The organism is Streptococcus sanguinis (assembly GCF_026781265.1).
GTDB lineage: Bacteria > Bacillota > Bacilli > Lactobacillales > Streptococcaceae > Streptococcus > Streptococcus sanguinis_T.
This window is the reverse complement of record NZ_JAKUVC010000002.1, coordinates 532371-555030: the sequence shown is the minus strand read 5'-3', so window position 1 is coordinate 555030 and position 22660 is coordinate 532371. Positions and strand designations below refer to the sequence as shown.

At 43.8% G+C, this 22660-nt stretch carries 18 protein-coding genes and 1 pseudogene; 15 read left to right on the top strand and 4 right to left on the bottom strand.

Annotation, left to right across the window (positions count from 1 at the left end; all coding sequences use genetic code 11):
* Window positions 1–50: 50 nt before the first annotated feature.
* Both MK370_RS03360 and MK370_RS03355 read left to right on the top strand, forming a co-directional pair.
* Window positions 51–2747, top strand: a complete 2697-nt coding sequence (locus tag MK370_RS03360) for a cation-translocating P-type ATPase (RefSeq protein WP_268684150.1) — start codon at window positions 51–53, stop codon at window positions 2745–2747.
* Window positions 2748–2835: 88 nt separating this feature from the next.
* The gene (locus tag MK370_RS03355) at window positions 2836–3627 is read left to right on the top strand and encodes a DUF2785 domain-containing protein (protein ID WP_268684149.1); all 792 of its coding nucleotides are present in this window, start codon (window positions 2836–2838) and stop codon (window positions 3625–3627) included.
* On the opposite strand, the gene MK370_RS03350 is transcribed toward MK370_RS03355, so the two are convergent.
* Window positions 3621–4481 (bottom strand): metallophosphoesterase, encoded by an 861-nt coding sequence (locus tag MK370_RS03350; protein ID WP_268684148.1) that lies wholly within the window; start codon window positions 4479–4481, stop codon window positions 3621–3623. The two genes, MK370_RS03355 and MK370_RS03350, sit on opposite strands and share 7 nt — an antisense overlap.
* A 310-nt stretch (window positions 4482–4791) precedes the next feature.
* On the opposite strand from MK370_RS03350, the gene prfB reads away from it, so the two are divergent.
* The 3 genes from prfB (at window position 4792) to ftsX (ending at window position 7543) form a co-directional block, all read left to right on the top strand.
* A protein-coding gene (gene prfB / locus MK370_RS03345) for a peptide chain release factor 2 (protein WP_268684147.1) occupies window positions 4792–5887 on the top strand; the annotation gives its coding sequence in 2 pieces (ribosomal slippage) (window positions 4792–4863 and window positions 4865–5887; 1095 coding nt in all).
* Window positions 5888–5931: 44 nt separating this feature from the next.
* Window positions 5932–6624 carry a cell division ATP-binding protein FtsE gene (ftsE, locus tag MK370_RS03340; protein WP_268684146.1) on the top strand — a complete coding sequence of 231 codons (693 nt, stop codon included), beginning with the start codon at window positions 5932–5934 and terminating at the stop codon, window positions 6622–6624.
* Window positions 6617–7543: a permease-like cell division protein FtsX gene (ftsX, locus tag MK370_RS03335; protein WP_268684145.1), complete on the top strand. Its 927-nt coding sequence runs from the start codon at window positions 6617–6619 to the stop codon at window positions 7541–7543. Before ftsE ends, ftsX begins: the two co-directional genes overlap by 8 nt.
* A gap of 76 nt (window positions 7544–7619) precedes the next feature.
* On the opposite strand, the gene MK370_RS03330 is transcribed toward ftsX, so the two are convergent.
* Window positions 7620–8258, bottom strand: a complete 639-nt coding sequence (locus MK370_RS03330; RefSeq protein WP_268684144.1) for an MBL fold metallo-hydrolase — start codon at window positions 8256–8258, stop codon at window positions 7620–7622.
* Window positions 8259–8393: 135 nt separating this feature from the next.
* Here MK370_RS03330 and MK370_RS03325 point away from each other — a divergent pair, with 135 nt between their 5' ends.
* The 9 genes from MK370_RS03325 (at window position 8394) to MK370_RS03285 (ending at window position 20285) form a co-directional block, all read left to right on the top strand.
* Window positions 8394–10838: a bifunctional DnaQ family exonuclease/ATP-dependent helicase gene (locus tag MK370_RS03325; RefSeq protein ID WP_268684143.1), complete on the top strand. Its 2445-nt coding sequence runs from the start codon at window positions 8394–8396 to the stop codon at window positions 10836–10838.
* Between the two features lie 99 nt (window positions 10839–10937).
* Entirely contained in the window at window positions 10938–11918 is a 981-nt protein-coding gene (locus MK370_RS03320; protein ID WP_268684142.1) for a YeiH family protein, read from the top strand.
* Window positions 11919–11930: 12 nt separating this feature from the next.
* Entirely contained in the window at window positions 11931–13163 is a 1233-nt protein-coding gene (locus MK370_RS03315) for an FtsW/RodA/SpoVE family cell cycle protein (protein WP_268684141.1), read from the top strand.
* 72 nt (window positions 13164–13235) lie between these two features.
* Window positions 13236–13784 (top strand): DJ-1 family glyoxalase III, encoded by a 549-nt coding sequence (locus MK370_RS03310; RefSeq protein WP_268684140.1) that lies wholly within the window; start codon window positions 13236–13238, stop codon window positions 13782–13784.
* 234 nt (window positions 13785–14018) lie between these two features.
* Window positions 14019–14585: an HAD-IA family hydrolase gene (locus tag MK370_RS03305; RefSeq protein ID WP_326845068.1), complete on the top strand. Its 567-nt coding sequence runs from the start codon at window positions 14019–14021 to the stop codon at window positions 14583–14585.
* A 12-nt stretch (window positions 14586–14597) separates the two neighbouring features.
* Window positions 14598–16547, top strand: a complete 1950-nt coding sequence (gene gyrB, locus MK370_RS03300; RefSeq protein WP_268684138.1) for a DNA topoisomerase (ATP-hydrolyzing) subunit B — start codon at window positions 14598–14600, stop codon at window positions 16545–16547.
* 86 nt (window positions 16548–16633) lie between these two features.
* Window positions 16634–18358: a septation ring formation regulator EzrA gene (gene ezrA, locus MK370_RS03295; RefSeq protein ID WP_268684137.1), complete on the top strand. Its 1725-nt coding sequence runs from the start codon at window positions 16634–16636 to the stop codon at window positions 18356–18358.
* A gap of 151 nt (window positions 18359–18509) precedes the next feature.
* A complete protein-coding gene (serB, locus tag MK370_RS03290) occupies window positions 18510–19157 on the top strand; it encodes a phosphoserine phosphatase SerB (RefSeq protein WP_268684136.1) in 648 nt (215 codons plus the stop codon).
* 9 nt (window positions 19158–19166) lie between these two features.
* Complete coding sequence (locus tag MK370_RS03285) at window positions 19167–20285, top strand: glycerate kinase (RefSeq protein WP_268684135.1); 1119 nt, start codon at window positions 19167–19169, stop codon at window positions 20283–20285.
* Here the strand turns inward: MK370_RS03285 and MK370_RS03280 are convergent.
* Window positions 20282–20620 (bottom strand): annotated as a pseudogene (locus MK370_RS03280) (nuclear transport factor 2 family protein). The gene MK370_RS03285 and the pseudogene MK370_RS03280 sit on opposite strands and share 4 nt — an antisense overlap.
* Before the next feature lies 1 nt (window position 20621).
* Complete coding sequence (locus tag MK370_RS03275; RefSeq protein WP_268684134.1) at window positions 20622–21071, bottom strand: YueI family protein; 450 nt, start codon at window positions 21069–21071, stop codon at window positions 20622–20624.
* A gap of 208 nt (window positions 21072–21279) precedes the next feature.
* Here MK370_RS03275 and eno point away from each other — a divergent pair, with 208 nt between their 5' ends.
* Window positions 21280–22584: a surface-displayed alpha-enolase gene (gene eno / locus MK370_RS03270; protein WP_268684133.1), complete on the top strand. Its 1305-nt coding sequence runs from the start codon at window positions 21280–21282 to the stop codon at window positions 22582–22584.
* Window positions 22585–22660: the final 76 nt, after the last annotated feature.

The following is a 22660-nucleotide window of genomic DNA, read 5'->3' as shown; positions in this document are numbered from 1 at the left end:
CTAGTGGTCAGAAAACTTCAGAAATAAAAGAGGCCAAGAGGAGGAATACATTGTCACAAGAACAAAAGCGCCAAGCTTTTTACACCCAGAGTCCTGAGGAAATTTTCAAAACTTTGGACGCTTCAGAGCAAGGTTTGTCCAGTCAAGAAGCCGCCAAGCGTTTAGCTGATTATGGTCGCAATGAACTGGATGAAGGAGAGAAAAAATCTCTCTTAATGAAGTTTTTAGAGCAGTTCAAGGATTTGATGATTATCATCTTGTTGGTAGCAGCTGTCTTGTCTGTTGTCACATCAGGCGGCGAAGACATCGCTGATGCTTTAATCATCTTAGCTGTAGTAATCATCAATGCCATATTCGGTGTCTATCAGGAAGGAAAGGCTGAAGAAGCGATTGCAGCTCTCAAATCGATGTCCAGCCCGGCTGCGCGTGTCCTGCGTGATGGCCATGTCACAGAAGTAGATTCTAAGGACTTGGTACCTGGTGATATCGTTAGACTGGAAGCCGGTGACGTTGTCCCAGCGGATATGCGGCTTCTGGAAGCTAATTCACTGAAAATCGAAGAAGCTGCTCTGACAGGTGAGTCTGTTCCGGTTGAGAAAGATTTGACAGTTGAGGTGGCTGCAGATGCTGGTATTGGAGACCGTGTGAATATGGCCTTCCAAAACTCAAATGTGACCTATGGCCGAGGAGTAGGGGTTGTTGTCAATACAGGGATGTATACGGAAGTAGGCCACATCGCAGGTATGTTGCAGGATGCGGATGAAACGGACACACCGCTCAAGCAAAATCTTAATAGTCTGTCTAAGGTTCTGACCTATGCTATCTTGGTGATTGCTGCAGTGACTTTTGTAGTCGGTGTCTTCATTCAAGGGAAAAATCCACTGGATGAGCTGATGACCTCTGTAGCCTTGGCAGTTGCTGCTATTCCAGAAGGCCTGCCTGCTATCGTTACCATCGTGTTGGCTTTGGGAACTCAGGTTTTGGCTAAGCGGAATTCAATTGTCCGTAAGCTTCCAGCTGTTGAGACTTTGGGATCAACTGAGATTATCGCTTCAGATAAGACTGGTACCCTGACCATGAATAAGATGACGGTCGAAAAAGTCTTTTATGACGGAGTCCTGAATGAAGCTGGACAAGATATTGAACTTGGCTTGGAGCTACCTCTCTTACGTTCGGTTGTTTTGGCTAATGATACCAAGATTGACCAGGAAGGGAAGCTAATTGGTGACCCAACAGAAACAGCCTTTATTCAATATGCTCTGGACAAGGGCTATGATGTGAAGGCCTTTTTAGGGAAATATCCTCGAGTAGCTGAGCTGCCATTTGATTCAGACCGTAAGCTCATGTCTACCGTTCATCCATTACCAGATGGGAAATTCCTTGTGGCAGTAAAGGGAGCACCAGATCAACTATTGAAACGCTGTGTTGCCCGTGATAAGGCTGGAGATGTTGCAGCGATTGATGATGCTACTTCACAGTTGATCAAGTCTAATAACTCAGAAATGGCTCACCAAGCTCTGCGTGTGCTGGCTGGCGCCTACAAGATTATTGATGCAGTTCCGACTGACCTGACATCTGAAAATCTGGAAAATGATTTAATCTTTACTGGTTTAATCGGTATGATTGACCCAGAACGAGCAGAAGCAACAGAAGCTGTTCGTGTAGCCAAGGAAGCTGGTATTCGTCCGATTATGATTACCGGTGACCATCAGGATACAGCAGAAGCTATCGCTAAGCGTTTAGGTATCATCGAAGAAGGAGATACTGAAGACCATGTCTTGACTGGTGCAGAGCTCAATGAGCTTTCTGATGCAGAATTCGAAAAGGTTGTTGGACAATACTCTGTTTACGCGCGTGTATCTCCAGAACACAAGGTTCGTATCGTCAAAGCGTGGCAAAACCAAGGTAAGGTTGTTGCCATGACAGGTGACGGTGTTAATGACGCGCCAGCTCTGAAGACAGCTGATATCGGTATCGGTATGGGAATTACCGGTACAGAAGTATCTAAGGGTGCCTCTGACATGATTCTGGCAGATGATAACTTTGCGACCATCATTGTAGCCGTGGAAGAAGGACGTAAGGTCTTCTCTAATATTCAAAAGACTATCCAGTATCTCCTTTCAGCTAATACAGCTGAGGTACTGACTATTTTCTTGGCAACCCTCTTTGGCTGGGATGTGCTGCAGCCAGTTCATCTGCTTTGGATTAACCTAGTAACGGATACCTTCCCAGCTATTGCTTTGGGAGTTGAGCCTGCTGAGCCAGGTGTCATGAGTCATAAGCCTCGCGGTCGTAAGTCTAGCTTCTTCTCAGGTGGAGTGATGAGCTCTATCATCTATCAGGGTGTCTTGCAAGGGGCTTTGGTTCTGGCGGTTTATGGTTATGCTATCTCTAATCCCGTCCATGCCGGTGATATCAAGGCTATCCATGCGGATGCTCTGACAATGGCCTTTGCAACGCTTGGCCTCATCCAGCTCTTCCATGCTTACAATGTGAAATCTGTTTACCAATCTATCTTTACAGTTGGTCCATTCAAGTCTAAGACCTTCAACTGGTCTATTCTGGTTTCTTTCATCCTATTGATTTCAACTATTGTCATTGATCCACTGGAAAAGATTTTCCATGTGACCAAGCTGGACTTGTCACAATGGACAGTTGTTCTGATTGGTAGCTTTGCCATGATTGTCATTGTTGAAATTGTTAAGTTCATCCAACGTAAATTAGGTATGGATAAGAATGCTATTTAACAGCAAAAAGTCATCTACGGATGGCTTTTTTGCGTACAAGGCGGTATAATCACATTTAAAGAAAGCAACTCGAAAGGACGGTGAAAGTATGTGTCAAAACTTACGAAAGAAGTTGGAAGAAGCTTCTCCTTTATATTATGAGGAAGAAATCTTATGGTTACTGGATCATATTGGTCATCCAGAAGCGACAATCCGTGATGAGTTAGTCTTTTCGTCCTTAGCAAGGGGACTTCAGGCTGACCTGTTTTCAGCTGAACAGTTTTGTTTTTTGGCTCACGAAGCAGTCAAAAGACAAGGACTTTTTTACGAGAGTGATAAAAACGGTCAAGCTACCTTAACACGTTCCTTCACGGCTTTACTTTATGCTAATCTCTTAAACTGTGATGGTGATCCAAACTCTTCGTATTATCAGGCTTTATCAGTGCAGGGAAGAAGATATTTACTAGATAAGGGGCTAACCTACCTGTCAGTAGAAAGAGACACAAGGGGTTACTCCAGGAAATACGGTTGGGTTCATGCCTTCGCTCATGGAGCAGACTTATTGACAGAAGTGACTTGTCATCCGGACTTTCCCTCCAGTAGGATGCCAGAGGTTTTAGAGGTCATTCATCAAGTTTTTAAAAGAGTTTCAGTCCGTTTCAGAAATGATGAGGATTGGCGCTTAGCCCAGGTGCTCTATCAAGCTGTCTTAAAGGAAAAACTGTCGCAGCATGAACTTAGACTGTGGCTTCAATCACAGAGTTTTCCATTGGATAGCAACCAGGACTTCATTGCTTTTTCCAATTTTCGTTCCTGTTTATTAGAAGTCTTTGTGCAGTTGGACAGCAAAAAGCAGCTCTCAGATGAGCTGAGAACTGCTATCCAACATTTCCATTACTGAACTTCAATCACCGTTAAAGCATCTCGCAGTTCGTCTGCTAGGTTTTTTTTCTTATAGTCTCGAAATTCGGCTAAATCTTTTATAGCGTTATAACGCTTATGCAAGCGATACATCTGAGGAATCTGATACTGAGGAAAGTCATTAAAAAAGTTCCGAGTCAGTTCCCATTCGCGGATGTAGCCCAGAGGACGCATATGGTAGCGGACCCCTTCGATAACACGGCTTTGGTGGCGGTGATGGAGATGGCCGAAAATCACTTCTTTCACCCTGTATTTGACAAAGAGTCGATGAAAAGCTTGACTTCCTAGGAAGGCATTGAAGCGCTGGAAATAGGGATGGTCGTAAAGGAAGTCTTGATGGGGGACAAAATGCAGAGCAACAATAATGGGACCGTCTAAAGCCGCCAACAGTTTTTCTAACTCTTGCAGCGTCTGAGCTGTGATGCTAGGATCGTCGAGTTGACGCTCCAATCTTCGGTCAAACCAGAAATTAGTCTTGGTTCTCAGATGCTCTTCCTTGCTTTTTTCTGGAACAAAGCTGTAGTCGTACCAGCCAGAAAAGCTGACGAGCTTAGTCCGGCCGAACTGCTGGACCTGAAAATCATAGTTTGAAATTTCTTGCTCAGAAAGTCCCAGCATATCGTGATTTCCCAGATTAAAAGAAAGGGGAATCTCTTGCTTCAAAGTTTCAAGAAAGGGCAAACTAATATTGGTCAGGTCGTTGGACAGGTCACCAGCGATGTGTAGGTGGTCAATACCTTCCTCTTTTAAAAGCTGGCGAAGAGCTTGGTGTTCAAAATTCCCAAACTGATTTGAGTCCAGATGGAGGTCGCTCATAAATCCGATTCTTGTCATAATTTTAGTCTAGCATATTTTTCAAAACTTGAAAATGCTTAAGCACCTATGGAGAGTTCCCCTTTTATCTGAACACCTCATAAATTATCGTAATCTTATATTTCGTTTATTCATGGACAAAGTCTAGGAAGACTTGAAATAATTCTTCCAACCCCATGTCATTATATTACTTTTCTAACAATTAGGTGACAAGGAGTCGCTTGTCTTGCCTAGCTAGGGAAAATCCGATAAAATGTAAGCTGCTGAATGTGAGATTAGGCAAACTGTTTGATTTATGTTATAATTAAACGATATGTGAAAAGAGGTATTTATGGACATTTCAGAAATTCGTCAAAAGATTGACGCAAATCGTGAAAAATTAGCTTCTTTCAGGGGGTCTCTTTGACTTAGAAGGTCTGGAAGAAGAAATTGCCATCTTAGAAAATAAGATGACAGAACCCGACTTTTGGGATGACAACATTGCAGCCCAGAAGACATCTCAAGAGCTGAATGAACTCAAGCAAACCTATGAAAATTTCCATCATATGACTGAGCTTTTTGATGAATCGGAAATCTTGCTTGATTTTCTGGCTGAAGATGAGTCGGTTCAGGGTGAGTTGGAGGAAAAGCTGGACGAACTCGAGAAAATGATGACCAGCTATGAAATGACTCTGCTCTTATCTGAGCCTTATGACAATAACAATGCTATCCTTGAAATTCATCCGGGCTCTGGTGGTACAGAGGCCCAGGATTGGGGAGATATGCTGCTGCGTATGTATACACGCTTTGGCAATGCCAAGGGCTTCAAAGTAGAGGTCTTGGACTATCAAGCTGGTGATGAAGCGGGAATTAAGTCAGTGACTCTTTCATTTGAAGGGCCGCACGCTTATGGTCTGCTCAAGTCAGAAATGGGAGTCCACCGTTTAGTTCGGATTTCGCCATTTGACTCAGCTAAACGTCGCCATACTTCTTTTACCTCAGTAGAGGTCATGCCAGAGCTGGATGACACCATTGAGGTGGAAATTCGAGATGACGATATTAAGATGGACACTTTCCGCTCGGGAGGAGCCGGCGGGCAGAACGTCAATAAAGTTTCTACTGGTGTGCGGCTGACGCATATTCCTACAGGAATTGTGGTGCAGTCTACCGTTGACCGGACCCAGTATGGAAACCGTGATCGGGCGATGAAGATGCTACAAGCTAAGCTTTATCAGCTAGAGCAAGAGAAACAAGCAGCCGAAGTAGATTCACTCAAGGGAGATAAGAAGGAGATTTCCTGGGGCAGCCAAATCCGCTCCTATGTCTTTACGCCTTATACCATGGTCAAAGACCATCGGACCAGTTACGAAGTAGCACAGGTGGACAAGGTGATGGATGGTGATTTGGATGGTTTCATCGACGCTTATTTGAAATGGCGTTTGAACTAGGAAATGCAAGAGATTAGAATTAGATTGAAAGGAAATTTCAATAGATGTCAATAATTGAAATGAAAGATGTTGTCAAGAAGTATGGCAACGGGACCACTGCCTTACGTAGTGTGTCTATTAACGTAGAACCTGGAGAGTTTGCCTATATTGTAGGCCCTTCAGGAGCAGGAAAGTCAACCTTTATTCGTTTGCTTTACAGGGAGATAAAGCTGGATAAGGGAAGCCTGAAAGTAGCTGATTTCGACTTGGCTAAGATTAAGAAACGCGATGTTCCAATGCTGCGCCGTCAGGTTGGAGTCGTCTTCCAAGACTACAAACTTCTTCCTAAAAAGACAGTGTATGAGAATATTGCCTACGCCATGGAAGTTATCGGTGAGCGCCGCCGCAATATTAAAAAGCGGGTTATGGAAGTGCTGGACCTGGTTGGTCTGAAGCACAAGGTCCGCTCATTCCCTAATGAGCTGTCCGGTGGTGAGCAGCAGCGGATTGCCATTGCGCGTGCTATTGTTAACAACCCTAAAGTCCTGATTGCGGATGAGCCGACAGGAAACTTGGACCCAGATAATTCTTGGGAGATTATGAACCTGCTGGAGCGGATTAACCTTCAGGGAACAACTGTCCTGATGGCAACCCACAACAGCCAGATTGTAAATACTCTGCGTCACCGCGTTATTGCTATTGAAAATGGCCGTGTGGTACGTGATGAAGCGGAAGGAGAATACGGATACGATGATTAGAAGATTTTTTCGTCATTTGATTGAGTCGCTTAAGAGTCTTACGCGGAATGGTTGGATGACTGTAGCAGCTGTCAGCTCGGTTATGATTACCTTGAGCTTAGTGGCTGTCTTTGCTTCAGTAATTTTAAATACAGCCAAGCTGGCAAATGATATTTCCAATAATGTCCGCGTCATGGTCTACATGCGTAAGGATGTTGCCGACAATAGCGAAACGATTGTAAAAGAAGGTCAAACAGTTCAGAATGAGGACTACCACAAGGTCTATGATGCTCTGACTTCTATGAAAAATGTAGATAAGGTTACTTTTTCTAGTAAGGAAGAACAATATGAGCAGCTGACAAAAACCATGGGTAGTGAGTGGAAGATTTTTGACGGTGATGCCAACCCACTTTACGATGCTTATATTGTTGAGACCAAGGCACCGAAGTATGTAGAATCTGTTACAAAAGATGCTCGGAAGATTGATGGTGTTTCAGAGGTTCAAAATGGTGGTACCAACACTAAAAAGCTTTTTGCGCTTTCTAATTTCATCCAAACATGGGGCTTGATTGGTGCAGCGCTTCTGATTTTTGTTGCTGTCCTTCTCATTTCCAATACTATTCGGATTACCATTATTTCCCGCAGTCGCGAGATTCAAATCATGCGCTTGGTTGGTGCCAAGAATAGCTATATCCGTGGACCATTCCTGTTTGAAGGGGCTTGGATTGGCTTGCTAGGGGCAACAATTCCGTCAGTGGCAGTGTATTTTATATACAAAATAGCCTTCCAGACTATGAATAAGAGCCTAGTCGGTCAAGGGCTTTCTATGATTGATCCGAAACTCTTTAGTCCGATTATGATAGCAATACTCTTCGTATTGGGTATTCTTATCGGATCTTTGGGATCTGTCTTCTCTATGAGACGCTTCTTGAAGATTTAACAATTTATAAAAAAACAGAGTTTGAAGAATTTCAAACTCTGTTTTTTTAGATAATTATAGGTAATTGCTTAAATGGCTACTGAGCTAAAAATGGATTAAAGATTTTTTCATGTGAAATAGTGGTATCATGACCATGACCAGGATAAACAGCATAGTCTTTGGGGAGAACCAAAAGTTTCTCACGAATGGACGTCAGCAATTGTTCCATGTTTCCTGTCGGCAGATCCGTTCGTCCGATGCTTTCCCGAAAGAGAGCATCACCCGTCAAAACAAGGTGGTCATCTGGAAAGACTAGAGAGGCACCTCCGATGGAGTGGCCAGGTGTTGCAAGCACATAGAAGTGAAAGCCTCCAAGATCATAGTTTGTTTCGTAGGAGAAAAACTCTTCTGCTGGTCGACAGATAATATCATCCAGATCGGCATGGCGCGCCAGACCAGATAGGTTATCTGTCGGTGTGTAGAGCCAGCTGCTTTCACTCTCAGCCACATAAACAGGTGGGGCAGCATAGTGCTCCCGGACCTTTTCTAAGCTCATAATGTGGTCATAATGGGTGTGGGTTAGGAGAATAGCAATCACAGGTTTGGCTAGTTCCTCTAATTTTCGCTCAATCTTTTTCCAGTCACTGCCAGGATCGACAACTAGGAGGCCATGATTATTTTCTAAGATATGGGTGTTTTCAAAAGCTACAAGGTTGATAATTTTATGAATCTTCATTTGATTTCCTCGGAAAATGTATTCTGCTATTGAGTGTAACAGAAAAGCTGTTTTTTTGCACAGAATTACTTTCTGCGCTTGGGCTGAAAATTTTCAGATGTATCAGAATGGCTTTTATGATATAATCATAGCAGTATGACACAAAATGATTATAAGTATGCCGTTGTGGACTTGGAGGCTACAGGAACGGGCAGCAGTGCAAAGATTATCCAGATTGGCATTGTTTTGATTGAGAATGGATGCATTACCAAGACTTATGAAACAGATGTCAATCCTCGTGAGGAATTGGATGAGCATATCAAACAGCTGACGGGATTGAATGATGAGCGGCTTGGCCGAGCCCCGGAGTTTTCTCAGGTAGCAGCTGAGGTATATGAGCTGATTCAGGACGCGATTTTTGTCGCTCATAATGTTAAGTTTGACGCCAATCTACTAGCGGAGGCCCTTTTCTGGGAAGGTTTTGACTTGCTGACACCGCGTGTGGATACGGTGGAGTTGGCTCAGGTCTTTTACCCGACCTTTGATAAATATTCCTTGGGCAAACTTTGCAATTTGCTGGATATTTCTCTGGAAAACGCCCACACTGCTCTGGCAGATGCTCAAGCAACAACTCAGCTATTTTTAAAAATACAAGACAAAATCAAGAGCCTGCCCAAGGCCTTGGTTGAGAAAATGTTAATGTTGGCGGACAGCATTATCTATGAGTCGCGCCTGGCTATCGAGGAAGTTTATCAGACGATGCCGGATCAGCAAGATAAGGAACTGCAATCCTGCCATGGTATTTTCTTGCGACGTCCCCAAAAGCTGACTTCGGAAAAGAAACTGTCGCAGGATTTCCTCACCAATCTATACCTGCTGGGCTTAGAAGATCGGCCTGAACAGCTCAAGTTTGCTCGTTTTATGGAGGAAGCTCTGGACCAGCAGGAGCCTAGTTTTTTAGAGGCGCAGACAGGCTTAGGTAAGACCTTTGGCTACTTGCTGCCTATTCTATCTAGAGGTCAAGAAAAAGTACTAGTGACGGTTCCGACTAAGATTCTGCAGGACCAGCTGTTGCAAAAGGAAGGACGATTGTTGGAGGAAGTCTTTGGTATTTCCTTTCACAGTCTAAAGAGTCCGGAGAATTATCTCAAGCTGGACCATTTCTATCAGACACTAGACAGGGAATATGACAACCGTCTGATTAATCGCTGCAAGCTACAACTCTTAGTCTGGCTGACAGAAACCAAAACAGGTGATTTGAGTGAGATCGGGCAGGCTCATCGCTTCTCAAGCTACTTCAATGAAATCCGTCATGATGGCAAGCTAAGCAAACATTCTCTTTTTTATGAGGAAGATTTTTGGCGGTTGGGACAGGTCAAGGCGGCTACCAGTCGGGTCGTGATTACCAATCATGCTTACCTGCTGACGCGTTTAGAGGATGATCAGTCTTTGCTGGACAATCGTATTCTGGTAGTTGATGAAGCTCAGAAGATGTTTTTTGCCTTGGAAAGCTTCTCTCAGGCCAGTATAAATCTAACTAAAAAGCTGCAGCAGATAAATCATCTCCTTCAGGAAGAAGGGGAACTTCTGCAGCAACGGCTTTTGCAAAGCATTCAGTTTGAGCTGGCTGATGCCGCAGAGAAGCATCGCAAGAAAACATCTGAGCTAAGTCCGGAAAAGATTGCCCGGCTGCTTCAGGATGTGTCCGAGTTAAAGACAAGTTCATTGCCTGAGCTGCAGCACTTGTTCAGTGGCAAATACCAGTATTATTGGTTGGTTGATGAAGTTTTGGTAGACCATCGCTTGATGACACTGCATGCTGGCCGTTCAGAATTACTGCATTTTACTGATTTCCTGCCTGAAAGTGCCAAGGTTATCTTGGTTTCGTCCACTCTGGAAATCAGCTCAAAGGTCAATTTGGCGCAGTTACTAGGCTTTGAAAGTTATCACTTTTACAAGCTGAAAAGCAAGAAGAAGCCACTGCAGAAGCTCTTTTTAGATGAGAATTTTCCAGCAGTAGTGGATTTGTCAACTGAGGATTTTGCTCGAGAGATTGTTGCTTGCCTGCAAGAAGTGGCAGAACTTGGTCTGCCTATCGTTGTTCTCTTCACCTCTAAAGACTTGCTTTTGACTGTTTCGGACTTGCTGGCTCTGCCGCATTTGGCCCAATATAAAAATGGCGATGCTGGCAATATCAAGCGGCGTTTTGATAGAGGAGAGGCAGGTATCCTTTTGGGATCTGGTAGCTTCTGGGAGGGGGCTGATTTTGCTGAGCAAGAACAGATTATTCAGCTAATCACTCGGATTCCATTTGACAATCCCAAGGATTTCTTCGTGCAGAAGATCAACAGCCGCTTGAAAGCGGAAGGTAAGAATGCCTTTTATGATTATCAACTGCCTCTTGCCATTTTGCGGCTTAAGCAGGCCATTGGCCGGACCCGGCGCAATGAACATCAGAAGTCAGCTGTTATTCTTTTGGACAACAGAATCTCTAGTAAACGCTATGGCAAGCAGATTCAGCATCATCTATCACAATTGGCTTCTTTGGACATTCTGCCGGAGGCAGCCATTATGCAGGAATTACGAGACTTTTTTGACTGAATCTATCTGAAATCAGCTGAGTTTTATCGGCTGATTTTTTAAATTCATTCAGATTTTTAGGATAAAATTTGTTATAATGAGAGGCATAGGAAAGAAGGGGTGTTCGTGAAAAAAAATTTACCAGGAATTCTGTTATCCTTTGGCATAGCGGCTGTTTCTATCTTTTTAGGCGGCTTGCTTCCCTTGATAGGCTCTAGTGTTTTGGCTATTATCTTTGGGATTGTTTTGAACAACAGCATGAAGCTGCCGGCTGCTTTTCAGGAAGGACTCAGCTATTCGGGGAAGAAATTGCTGCAGTATTCCATCATCTTTTTGGGATTTTCCATGTCCATTGGTCAGGTTTCTGAGACAGGGATTTCTTCTCTTCGTATCAGTCTTATCACCATTATGATAGCCTTTCTGGCTGCCTATTTGGCTAGCCGTTTCTTTAAAATGAACCGCGTCTTGACTATTTTAATCGGTTTTGGAACAGCCATCTGCGGCGGTTCTGCCATTGCGGCCGCATCACCAATCTTGGAAGCTGATGAAGAGGAAATCGCTCTGTCTATCTCCACTATTTTCTTTTTCAATATTTTAGCAGTATTCATTTTCCCTTTTTTAGGGCATTTGCTGCAGATGTCGGATGCCTTTTTCGGGACTTGGGCTGGAACAGCCATCAATGATACTTCGTCAGTAGTGGCAGCAGGCTATACATATAGCTCGTCAGCTGGAGACTTGGCGACCATTGTTAAGCTTAGTCGGGCTCTGATGATTGTACCGGCCTGCTTGATCTTCGCAGCTTATCGCTATATCAAGTCTAAGCAGTCATCACAAAAGACAAACTTGAAACAAATTTTTCCTTGGTTTATAGCTTGGTTTGTCCTTGCTTCACTTGTCAGCAGTCTTGGATTTTTGCCGGCTGCTGTCATCCCCTACACAAAATTCATTTCTCAGTGGCTGATGGCTATGGCCTTGGCAGCTATTGGCGCAAAAGTTTCCTTTAAGCAGTTTAAGCAAGCAGGAGCAGCGCCTTTGCTGACTGGTGCCTTTGCTTGGTTTTGCGTCGCTGTTTCTAGCTTGATTATCCAGTATTTTTTCTAAAAAGGAGGGACTATGCCCTATCAAAGACGGACGTTTGAGTCTCGGATTGATTATAGTTTAATTTTGCCCGTTTTGATGCTGCTCTCAATCGGTGTTGTGGCTATTTACATTGCTGTTAGTCATGATTATCCTGACAATGCCTGGCCCATGGTTGGTCAGCAAATCGCCTGGATTGCGGTGGGCTTCCTGCTAAGTTTTATCCTCATGTTCTTTAACACCAAGTTTCTCTGGGAAATTACCCCTTATCTCTATGTTTTTGGTATTGGCCTCATGGTCTTGCCTCTGATTTTTTACAGTGAATCTCTGGTAGCCTCCACTGGTGCCAAAAACTGGATTGCTATTCGTGGTGTGACCCTCTTTCAGCCCTCGGAGTTTATGAAGATTTCATACATTCTCATGCTTTCGCGGCTGGTGGTCCATTTCCTCCAGCAACACAAGCAGAATGAGCGAACCCTGGCTTTAGACTTTTTTCTGATTCTGAAGCTTGGGCTCTACACTGTGCCTGTTCTGGTTCTGTTAACTCTTCAGAGTGATTTGGGAACAGCTCTGGTTTTTGTTGCTATATGCGGCGGCATCGTTCTTCTGTCAGGTGTCTCTTGGAAGATTATCCTGCCAGTTTTTCTGACAGGAGTCTTGCTGTTGGGAGGATTTCTCTTTATCTTTATTTCCGATGGCGGTCGTGCCTTTCTGCATAATCTAGGCATGCCAACCTACCAGATCAATCGGATTTTGGCTTGGCTTCATCCTTTTGACTACGCTCAGACGACCACCTTCCAGCAAGCACAGGGACAAATCGCTGTCGGAAGCGGTGGTCTGACTGGTCAAGGCTTTAATGTTTCTAATCTCTTGGTTCCTGTTCGGGAAAGCGATATGATTTTCACCGTCATTGCAGAAGATTTTGGCTTTTTGGGCTCGACCTTGGTTATCATGCTCTATTTACTGATGATTTACCGCATGCTCAAGATTACGATTAAATCCAACAACCAGTTTTATACCTATATCTCAACTGGCTTTATCATGATGCTGCTCTTCCATATCTTTGAAAATATTGGAGCGGTGACAGGGATTCTGCCTCTGACAGGGATTCCGCTGCCCTTTATTTCACAGGGTGGTTCTTCCATCATCAGTAATCTTATTGGTGTCGGTCTCCTGCTGTCCGTCTCCTATCAGAACAGCCTGACGGATGAAAAGAAGGAGCGAATTCCAGCTGTCCGAAAAAAAGTCGTACTGAAGAAATTAAAATAAAGATAAAGTAAGTTTTTGACTCACAAATCAGATGTGTTTTTGTGATTGGCTCATATCAGAAAGGATATTTTCATGAAAAAAGCAGCTTTACTCTTAGCTCCCGGCTTTGAAGAAATCGAGGCCCTGACAGTTGTGGATGTCTTGCACCGTGCAGGTCTTGTCTGTGATATTATTGGTTTTGATGAAGCAGTAACTGGGTCTCATGCCATCACTGTTCAAGCGGATCAGGTCTGGAAAGGCCGACTAGATGACTACGATATGGTCATCTTGCCAGGAGGGATGCCAGGGGCGGCTAATCTCCGTGATGATGACCGCCTGATGAAGCTTTTGCAGGATTTTCAGCAAGAGGACAAGTTCATTGCTGCCATTTGTGCCGCTCCCATTGCTCTTGACCACGCAGGTATCTTGACTGGTAAGTATTTCACTTGCTATGACGGTGCGCAAGACAATATTAAAAATGGAACTTACCGTAAAGAAACAGTTCTTGTTGATGGGAAGCTGATTACTAGCCGTGGTCCATCGACTGCCTTGGCTTTCGCCTATGAGCTGGTTCGTCAGCTGGGAGGAGACGCTGACCAGTTGGCTGATGCCATGCTTTACACAGATGTATTTGGGAATTAAAAATATGCTGGGTTTCATAATGTTTCCCAGCTTTTTTGAAGTCTAATTTACCTTTGCAATCCTCTATATGGAACGGGTTTAGAGATGTTGAAAAGGACGAAACCAGCATCCATTTTTAAATTTTAGATTCTTTGAGATATTTTGTTTAGAAAAAGGCTTGAAAAAGTCGGAAAAGTGCTGGATTCGGGCAAATATTAGCCCCTTTTTCATGAAAATTATGGTATAATGAAAGGTATGAATTATCAAGATTACATCTGGGATTTAGGTGGAACACTCTTGGATAATTATGAAACTTCGACTGCAGCTTTTGTTCAGACTTTGAAAGAATACGGTCTGCAAGCTGGTCACGATGAAGTTTATAAGGCCCTCAAGGTGTCTACGGACTATGCTGTCCAGAAGTTTGCTCCCCAAGAAAAAGACTTTTTAAAGTTTTATAAGGGCAATGAAGCAGAAGAGTTGACTCATCCTGTCTTATTTGACGGCGCAGCAGACTTGCTTAGGCGGATTGTGGCCAAGGGTGGTCGGAACTTTCTGGTCTCCCACCGGGACAACCAAGTGCTGGAAATCTTGGAAAAGACTGCCGTTGCATCAGCATTTACAGAAGTGGTGACATCGGCGAATGGCTTTCCAAAGAAACCCTCACCAGATTCCATGCTCTATCTAAAAGACAAGTATCAGATTGTCTCTGGCTTGGTCATTGGTGACCGTCCGCTGGATATTGAAGCAGGGCAGGCAGCTGGCTTTGATACCTATCTCTTTGATAATATGCAGCATCTTGAAGAATTTATAGATATTGATTAGAAAAGGAACACTATGACAGAAGAAAAGCAGCAAGATATACAGGCCCAGAAATATGATGCCAGTCAGATTCAGGTCTTAGAAGGCCTAGAAGCCGTTCGTATGCGTCCGGGGATGTATATTGGTTCGACCTCCAAGGAAGGTCTGCACCATTTAGTATGGGAAATTGTTGACAACTCGATTGATGAGGCGTTGGCTGGTTTTGCCAGTCACATTCAAGTCTTTATTGAAAAAGACAATTCCATCACAGTAGTGGACAACGGTCGGGGAATTCCCGTTGATATTCAGGAGAAAACTGGCCGCCCAGCCGTGGAAACCGTCTTTACCGTCCTCCATGCCGGAGGAAAATTCGGCGGTGGCGGATACAAGGTATCGGGAGGTCTGCACGGTGTGGGTTCTTCCGTTGTAAATGCCCTGTCCACTCAGCTGGATGTCCGCGTTTATAAGAACGGTCAGATTCATTACCAAGAATACCGTCGCGGTCATGTAGTCGCTGATCTAGAAATCATCGGTGAGACAGAACGTACAGGTACGACAGTTCACTTTACACCAGATCCAGAGATTTTCACTGAAACAGTAGAATTTGACTTTGAAAAGCTCAATAAGCGGGTGCAAGAATTAGCCTTCCTCAACCGTGGTCTCAGAATTTCCATCACTGATAAGCGGGATGGAATGGAGCAGGCCAAGGATTACCACTATGAGGGCGGGATTGCCAGCTATGTCCAATACATCAATGAAAACAAGGATGTAATCTTTGAAACGCCGATTTATACCGATGGCGAAATGGACGATATCACGGTTGAAGTCGCTATGCAGTATACAACTGGCTACCATGAAACAGTCATGAGCTTTGCCAATAACATCCATACCCACGAGGGTGGAACGCATGAGCAAGGTTTCCGGACGGCACTAACTCGGGTTATCAATGACTATGCCAAGAAAAATAAGCTTCTCAAAGAAAACGAAGACAATCTGACTGGGGAAGATGTTCGTGAGGGACTGACAGCGGTCATTTCTGTCAAGCACCCTAACCCTCAGTTTGAAGGTCAGACTAAGACCAAGCTGGGCAATAGCGAAGTGGTCAAGATTACCAATCGACTTTTTAGCGAAGCTTTCTCAGATTTCCTTTTGGAAAATCCTGCGGTAGCTCGAAAAATCGTTGAAAAAGGAATTTTGGCTTCTAAGGCTAGAATTGCTGCCAAGCGAGCTCGGGAAGTAACCCGCAAGAAGTCTGGCTTGGAAATTTCCAATCTGCCTGGTAAATTGGCTGACTGTTCGTCTAACGACCCTCAGGAAACTGAACTTTTCATCGTTGAGGGGGATTCTGCGGGTGGTTCAGCTAAGTCCGGCCGTAACCGTGAATTCCAGGCTATTCTGCCAATTCGTGGTAAGATTCTCAACGTTGAAAAAGCCAGCATGGACAAGATATTGGCCAATGAAGAAATCCGCAGTCTCTTTACTGCTATGGGAACTGGTTTTGGAGCTGACTTTGATGTCAGCAAGGCCCGCTACCAAAAATTAGTCATTATGACCGATGCCGATGTAGACGGAGCTCACATTCGGACACTGCTCTTAACCTTGATTTATCGCTATATGAAGCCGGTTCTTGAAGCTGGATTTGTTTATATCGCTCAGCCGCCAATCTATGGTGTCAAGGTCGGAAGTGAAGTCAAAGAATACATCCAGCCAAGTGCTAATCAGGAAGAAGAGCTTCAGGCTGCTTTGGCTCGCTACAGTGAAGGTCGCTCCAAGCCAACCATTCAACGGTACAAGGGGCTCGGAGAGATGGATGACCATCAGCTCTGGGAGACAACTATGAATCCTGAACATCGCTTGATGGCTCGGGTTTCAGTGGATGATGCAGCGGAAGCTGACAAGATTTTTGACATGCTGATGGGGGATCGAGTTGAACCTCGTCGTGAATTTATCGAAGAAAATGCTGTATACAGTACGCTCGACGTCTAAAAAAATCTGAAAAATCAACCATTATGGGCAAAAATATGATATAATCATTATGTTTGCTTTATAGTAACAATGTGAAGGAGTTCTATATGTCTATTGGACTAGTTATTCTCGTTGCTGTGGTAGCTCTGCTTTTGGTTGTCGGCTATGGTACTGCAGTTCTGATGAGAAAGAGAAATGAAGCTTTACTTCAAAATTTGGAGGAGAGAAAAGAAGCACTCTATAATCTCCCGGTAAATGATGAAGTTGAAGAAGTAAAAAATATGCATTTGATTGGGCAGAGTCAGGTAGCCTTCCGTGAATGGAATCAAAAATGGGTAGACTTGTCCTTAAATTCATTTGCTGATATCGAAAATAATCTATTTGAAGCAGAAGGTTACAATAATTCTTTCCGTTTCATAAAAGCCAAGCATGCCATCGGCAATATTGAGAGTCAGATTGATTTGATTGACGAAGATATCAAGATGATTCGTGCAGCCTTGGAAGATCTTAAAGAGCAAGAGTCTAAGAACAGCGGTCGTGTTCTTCATGCCTTGGATTTGTTTGAAAAACTGCAAACCCAGGTTGCGGAGAATGCAGACTCGTATGGGCAAGCCCTAGCTGAGATTGAAAAACAGCTGGAAAATATCCAGTCAGAGTTTTCTCAGTTTGTGACCCTTAATTCTTCGGGTGACCCGGTTGAAGCAGCTGAAATCTTGGATAAGGCAGAGGATCATATTCTTGCTCTGACACATATCGTTGAGAAAGTTCCTGCCATTGTCGAAGACTTGACTGTTAAATTGCCAGATCAGTTGGAAGACTTAGAATCTGGTCACCGTAAGCTCTTGGAATCTGGTTATCACTTTATCGAAACAGATATAGAGTCTCGCTTCCAGCAGCTCCATGCAAGTCTCAAACGCAACGAAGCTAACATTTCAGCCCTAGAGCTGGATAATGCTGAGTATGAAAATGAGCAGGCGCAAGAAGAGATTAACGCTCTCTATGAAATTTTTACGCGGGAAATTGAAGCCCACAAAGTAGTGGAGAAGTTGATTAAAAACTTGCCTAGCTATCTGGCTCATACAAAGGAAAACAACCAGCAACTCCAAAAAGAGATAGAACGTTTATCTCAAACTTTCCTTCTCTCTGATATGGAGACTTCTCATGTCAAAGAGTTGCAGGCTGAGCTCTCAGCCCAGGAAGATGTGGTGCTTAGCGCGGTAGAAGATTCTTCTGAAACCAAGCAAGCTTATTCTGTAGTTCAGGAAGAGTTGGAAGCTATCCAAGAGCGTTTGAAAGAAATCGAAGATGAGCAGATTTCTCTTGGTGAAGCACTGGCAGAGATTGAAAAAGATGATGCCAACGCTCGCCAGAAAGTCAATATCTATGCGAACAAATTGCATACCATTAAGAGATATATGGAAAAACGCAATTTGCCAGGTATTCCAGACTCTTTCTTAGAAATTTTCTTCTCAACCAGCAACAATATTGAAGAGTTGGTTAAGGAATTGGAAGCTACACGAGTCAATATCGAATCGGTTAACCGTTGGCTGGAAATTCTAGGAAATGATATGGAGCAATTGGAAGAAGAAACCTATCGTATCGTCCAAAATGCTACCTTGACTGAGCAGCTGCTGCAGTATTCAAACCGCTATCGTTCCTTTGATGATAATGTACAAGCAGCTTTCAATAAGTCCTTGTATGTCTTTGAACATGACTACGACTATGCTCAATCCTTGGAAATCATTTCAAAAGCTTTAGATCTTGTCGAGCCAGGCGTGACCGAGCGTTTTGTGACATCCTACGAAAAAACACGCGAGAATATTCGTTTTTAAAAGAAGTTCCTTCGGGAGCTTTTTTTCTTTTGCAAAGCGAACGCTAGATAACAGTCAGTTACAAGGATTCTGAGACTTCAATTTTTCCCAGCTTGTTTTGAAATAGAATTTCCTGTATAATACAAAAAAATAGAAAGAATGAGGTCAGACAATGAAAACAGTCAAAGGCTTATTAGTCATGGATGTAGACAGTACCTTAATCATGGAAGAGGGGATTGACCTGCTAGGTGAGGAAGCGGGTGTAGGAGCTCAGGTTGCGGCTATTACAGAGCGTGCCATGCGAGGAGAGTTGGACTTTGAAGCTGCCTTACGTGAGCGTCTCGCTCTTTTAAAAGGACTGCCAGAGGATATTTTTGCTCGAATTGCAGAAAGGATCCACTTCACGCAAGGAGCCGAGGAACTGGTCAAAGAGCTGCATAAACGTGGTTATAAAGTGGGCTTGGTGTCAGGTGGTTTTCATGAGACGGTGGACAGACTGGCTGAGCAGCTTGGAATTGACTACGTCAAGGCAAATCGTTTGGAAATCCAGCAGGGCCTTTTGACAGGCCAAGTCTTAGGAGAGATTGTCACTAAGGACACGAAGCTTACCATGCTAAAAGCATGGGCGGCTGAAAACAAGTTGGAATTAAATCAAACAATTGCTATGGGAGATGGCGCCAATGATCTGCCTATGATTCAAGCGGCAGGGATAGGAATTTCCTTTATGGCCAAGCCAATCGTGCGAGAGCAGGCTCCTTATCAGATTCAAGAATGCAATCTCTATCGGGTCATTGATATTTTAGACAATAGAAAAGAGTAGGAGAGAAGCATGCATATTCTAATTGCACCGGATTCTTTCAAGGAAAGTTTGTCAGCTGCTCAGGTTGCTCTAGCTCTGCAGACGGGCTTTTCTCAGGCCTTGCCAGATGCCAGCTTTGACTTGGTTCCGGTCGGTGATGGGGGCGAGGGGACAATGGCTGCGCTGACATCAGCCTTGGGCTGGTCTGAATTTTACCACACCGTAACCGGACCCTTTGGCCAGCCGGTAAAAATGCCCTACGCCAGAAATGGTCAGCAAGCGCTTTTTGAGATGGCTGATTTGGTCGGACTCGCTTCTATTCCTCAGGAAAAACGAAATCCCTTGGCCATAGAGACCAAAGGATTGGGAGAATTGATTTTGCACCTGACTGAAGATGGTGTCAGAAAGATTTTAGTTGGGGTTGGAGGTTCAGCCTGCAATGACGGTGGAATTGGACTGGCAGCAGGCCTAGGCTATGAATTTTTCGATGCGGACAATCATAGACTACGCCCCATTGGCTCGTCTTTGGGAAAGGTTGCCCGAATATCAGCTGAGCAGGTTCCTGATTTCTTGAAAGAAGTTGAGATTGAGATTTTGACTGACGTTGACAATCCTCTCTGCGGAGAGCGAGGTGCGACAACTGTTTTCGGAGGTCAGAAAGGTCTAGCTCCCCTACTCTTTTCTCAAGTAGACCAAGCTATGGCTGATTTCTATCAGTTGGTTGATCCTCAGGTGATTGATATGGAGGGAGCCGGAGCCGGAGGCGGAATGGCAGCAGGACTGGTTGCTTTTGCCGGAGGAAAAATTGTTTCGGGTATCGAAACCTGTTTAGACTTACTGGATTTTGATGAAAGAGTTAAAAAAGCGGACTTGGTCGTAGTTGGCGAAGGGCGGATGGATTGTCAGTCCTTGGCGGGCAAGGCACCGATCGGGGTCGCAAGACGAACACCAGAAGGCATCCCTGTACTGGCGATTTGTGGTAGCCTGGCTGATGATTTACCGGATTTCCCAGTTGAGAATATCCAGGCAGCTTTTCCGATTATTGCGCGAGCGGATAGCTTGGATAGGATTCTAGAGCAAGCGGAGCAAAATCTGATTCGCACGGCAAGAAATATTGGCAATCTACTAAAAATGAAAAAAAGCGATTAGTCCGCTTTTTTTAGTAGGTATTCAATTTCTTTGACTATCATACCCTTTTTAAAGAAGAAGATGTCACAAGACAGGTCACCAAAGTCATTTTCTAAAAGGGTCACAATTCGATTCTGGTCAGGACTAAGCTGATAATAAGTACAACGAAACTGGACTGGGTTGTTATGGTAGACTTGTTGAATTTTAGTCAGGTAGTCCGCTTTTCCTTTGATGATTTCGATTGTGTCACCCTCTAATTCTCAGCTAACATGATCAGAAAGAAAAGTCTGATAGGTTTGCCAATCACGCTGGTTTTCAGCTTCAAAAAAGGCAAAAAGTTTTTCTGAATTTGTCATCCTAGCCAAACCATTTTTTCCATAGGGAGCGTTTTTCTTTTACTGGTTTTTCTGCTGGCTGAAGGAGACTAGCAAACTGTTGGCTCATGTCCTTGTCATCTACTTGGACAAGATGGTCGCTATGGACAATCAGGCCAAAAGGAGAAGACTGGTAATCGCTAGAGACAATAGTTGCCTCGCAGCCCAGCTCCTTAGCAGTTTTTAGATAAAAGATTTGATTGCCTGACTCGACTTCCGGAGAAATTTTAACAATTACAGGTCGGCAGTTTTTCATGATGCTGCTGAGCATTTCCTTGAAATGACTGCGAATGAGGGTCTCGTTGGCTTGCTCAATAGAGCAGGAAGCCAGCACTCGCTCCTCAAAAGTCCCTAAAAATCTACGCTGTTCATCAGGATTGAGCTTGACTCCGCCCTGAGCTTTTTCCATGATTACTTTATTAATATCAGTCATAATAAAATTGTACCATAAAAGGAGAATTTCTAAAAGGTTGAATATTTGTTCTGATTTGCTGGAAAAGCTTTTATATAGTAAATTTGGAATCGTTTTCTTGTGCAAAATTTCTCAAATTTGCTTAGATTCTCTATTTTTCCTTGAAAAAAAAGCGTTTTTGAGGTATCATAGACTAGTAAATAATTTTAAATAATAAGGAGAGTAAGAAATGTCAATTATTACTGATGTTTACGCTCGCGAAGTCCTAGACTCACGCGGTAACCCAACACTTGAAGTAGAAGTTTATACTGAATCAGGTGCTTTCGGACGTGGTATGGTTCCTTCAGGAGCTTCTACAGGTGAGCACGAAGCAGTTGAACTTCGTGATGGCGACAAATCTCGTTACGGTGGTCTTGGTACACAAAAAGCAGTTGATAATGTAAACAACGTTATCGCTGAAGCTATTATCGGTTACGATGTTCGTGACCAACAAGCCATCGACCGTGCAATGATCGCTTTGGACGGTACTCCTAACAAAGGTAAATTGGGTGCGAACGCAATCCTTGGTGTGTCTATCGCTGTAGCTCGTGCTGCTGCTGACTACCTTGAAGTGCCACTTTACAGCTACCTTGGCGGATTCAACACTAAAGTTCTTCCAACTCCAATGATGAACATCATCAACGGTGGATCTCACTCAGATGCTCCAATCGCATTCCAAGAGTTCATGATCTTGCCAGTTGGTGCTCCAACATTCAAAGAAGCTCTTCGTTACGGTGCTGAAATCTTCCACGCTCTTAAGAAAATCCTTAAATCTCGTGGTTTGGAAACTGCCGTTGGTGACGAAGGTGGATTTGCTCCTCGCTTTGAAGGAACTGAAGATGGTGTAGAAACTATCATCGCTGCTATCGAAGCTGCTGGTTATGTTCCAGGTAAAGATATATTTATCGGATTTGACTGTGCATCATCAGAATTCTACGATAAAGAACGTAAAGTATACGACTACACTAAATTTGAAGGTGAAGGCGCTGCTGTTCGTACATCTGCAGAACAAATCGACTACCTTGAAGAGTTGGTTAACAAATACCCAATCATCACTATCGAAGATGGTATGGATGAAAATGACTGGGATGGTTGGAAAGCTCTTACTGAACGTCTTGGTAAGAAAGTACAACTTGTTGGTGACGACTTCTTCGTAACAAACACTGACTACCTTGCACGTGGTATCAAAGAAGGTGCTGCTAACTCAATCCTTATCAAAGTTAACCAAATCGGTACTCTTACTGAAACTTTTGAAGCGATTGAAATGGCTAAAGAAGCTGGTTACACTGCAGTTGTATCACACCGTTCAGGTGAAACTGAAGATTCAACAATCGCTGACATCGCAGTTGCAACTAACGCAGGTCAAATCAAGACTGGTTCACTTTCACGTACAGACCGTATTGCTAAATACAACCAATTGCTTCGTATCGAAGATCAACTTGGGGAAGTTGCTCAATACAAAGGTCTTCAAGCTTTCTATAACTTGAAAAAATAATTCATTCAGATTGAATGAAGTAAAAATCCCTCAAGCTTGACTTGAGGGATTTTTCAATAAAGTAAAGGGAGATTCG

Bases quoted from the DNA above. Each gene is read 5' to 3' on its own strand.
- MK370_RS03355 (WP_268684149.1), top strand. From the start codon at position 2,836: ATGTGTCAAAACTTACGAAAGAAGTTGGAAGAAGCTTCTCCTTTATAT.
- MK370_RS03350 (WP_268684148.1), bottom strand. From the start codon at position 4,481: ATGACAAGAATCGGATTTATGAGCGACCTCCATCTGGACTCAAATCAG.
- ftsE (WP_268684146.1), top strand. From the start codon at position 5,932: ATGTCAATAATTGAAATGAAAGATGTTGTCAAGAAGTATGGCAACGGG.
- ftsX (WP_268684145.1), top strand. From the start codon at position 6,617: ATGATTAGAAGATTTTTTCGTCATTTGATTGAGTCGCTTAAGAGTCTT.
- MK370_RS03330 (WP_268684144.1), bottom strand. From the start codon at position 8,258: ATGAAGATTCATAAAATTATCAACCTTGTAGCTTTTGAAAACACCCAT.
- MK370_RS03325 (WP_268684143.1), top strand. From the start codon at position 8,394: ATGACACAAAATGATTATAAGTATGCCGTTGTGGACTTGGAGGCTACA.
- MK370_RS03315 (WP_268684141.1), top strand. From the start codon at position 11,931: ATGCCCTATCAAAGACGGACGTTTGAGTCTCGGATTGATTATAGTTTA.
- MK370_RS03310 (WP_268684140.1), top strand. From the start codon at position 13,236: ATGAAAAAAGCAGCTTTACTCTTAGCTCCCGGCTTTGAAGAAATCGAG.
- MK370_RS03305 (WP_326845068.1), top strand. From the start codon at position 14,019: ATGAATTATCAAGATTACATCTGGGATTTAGGTGGAACACTCTTGGAT.
- gyrB (WP_268684138.1), top strand. From the start codon at position 14,598: ATGACAGAAGAAAAGCAGCAAGATATACAGGCCCAGAAATATGATGCC.
- ezrA (WP_268684137.1), top strand. From the start codon at position 16,634: ATGTCTATTGGACTAGTTATTCTCGTTGCTGTGGTAGCTCTGCTTTTG.
- serB (WP_268684136.1), top strand. From the start codon at position 18,510: ATGAAAACAGTCAAAGGCTTATTAGTCATGGATGTAGACAGTACCTTA.
- MK370_RS03285 (WP_268684135.1), top strand. From the start codon at position 19,167: ATGCATATTCTAATTGCACCGGATTCTTTCAAGGAAAGTTTGTCAGCT.
- MK370_RS03275 (WP_268684134.1), bottom strand. From the start codon at position 21,071: ATGACTGATATTAATAAAGTAATCATGGAAAAAGCTCAGGGCGGAGTC.
- eno (WP_268684133.1), top strand. From the start codon at position 21,280: ATGTCAATTATTACTGATGTTTACGCTCGCGAAGTCCTAGACTCACGC.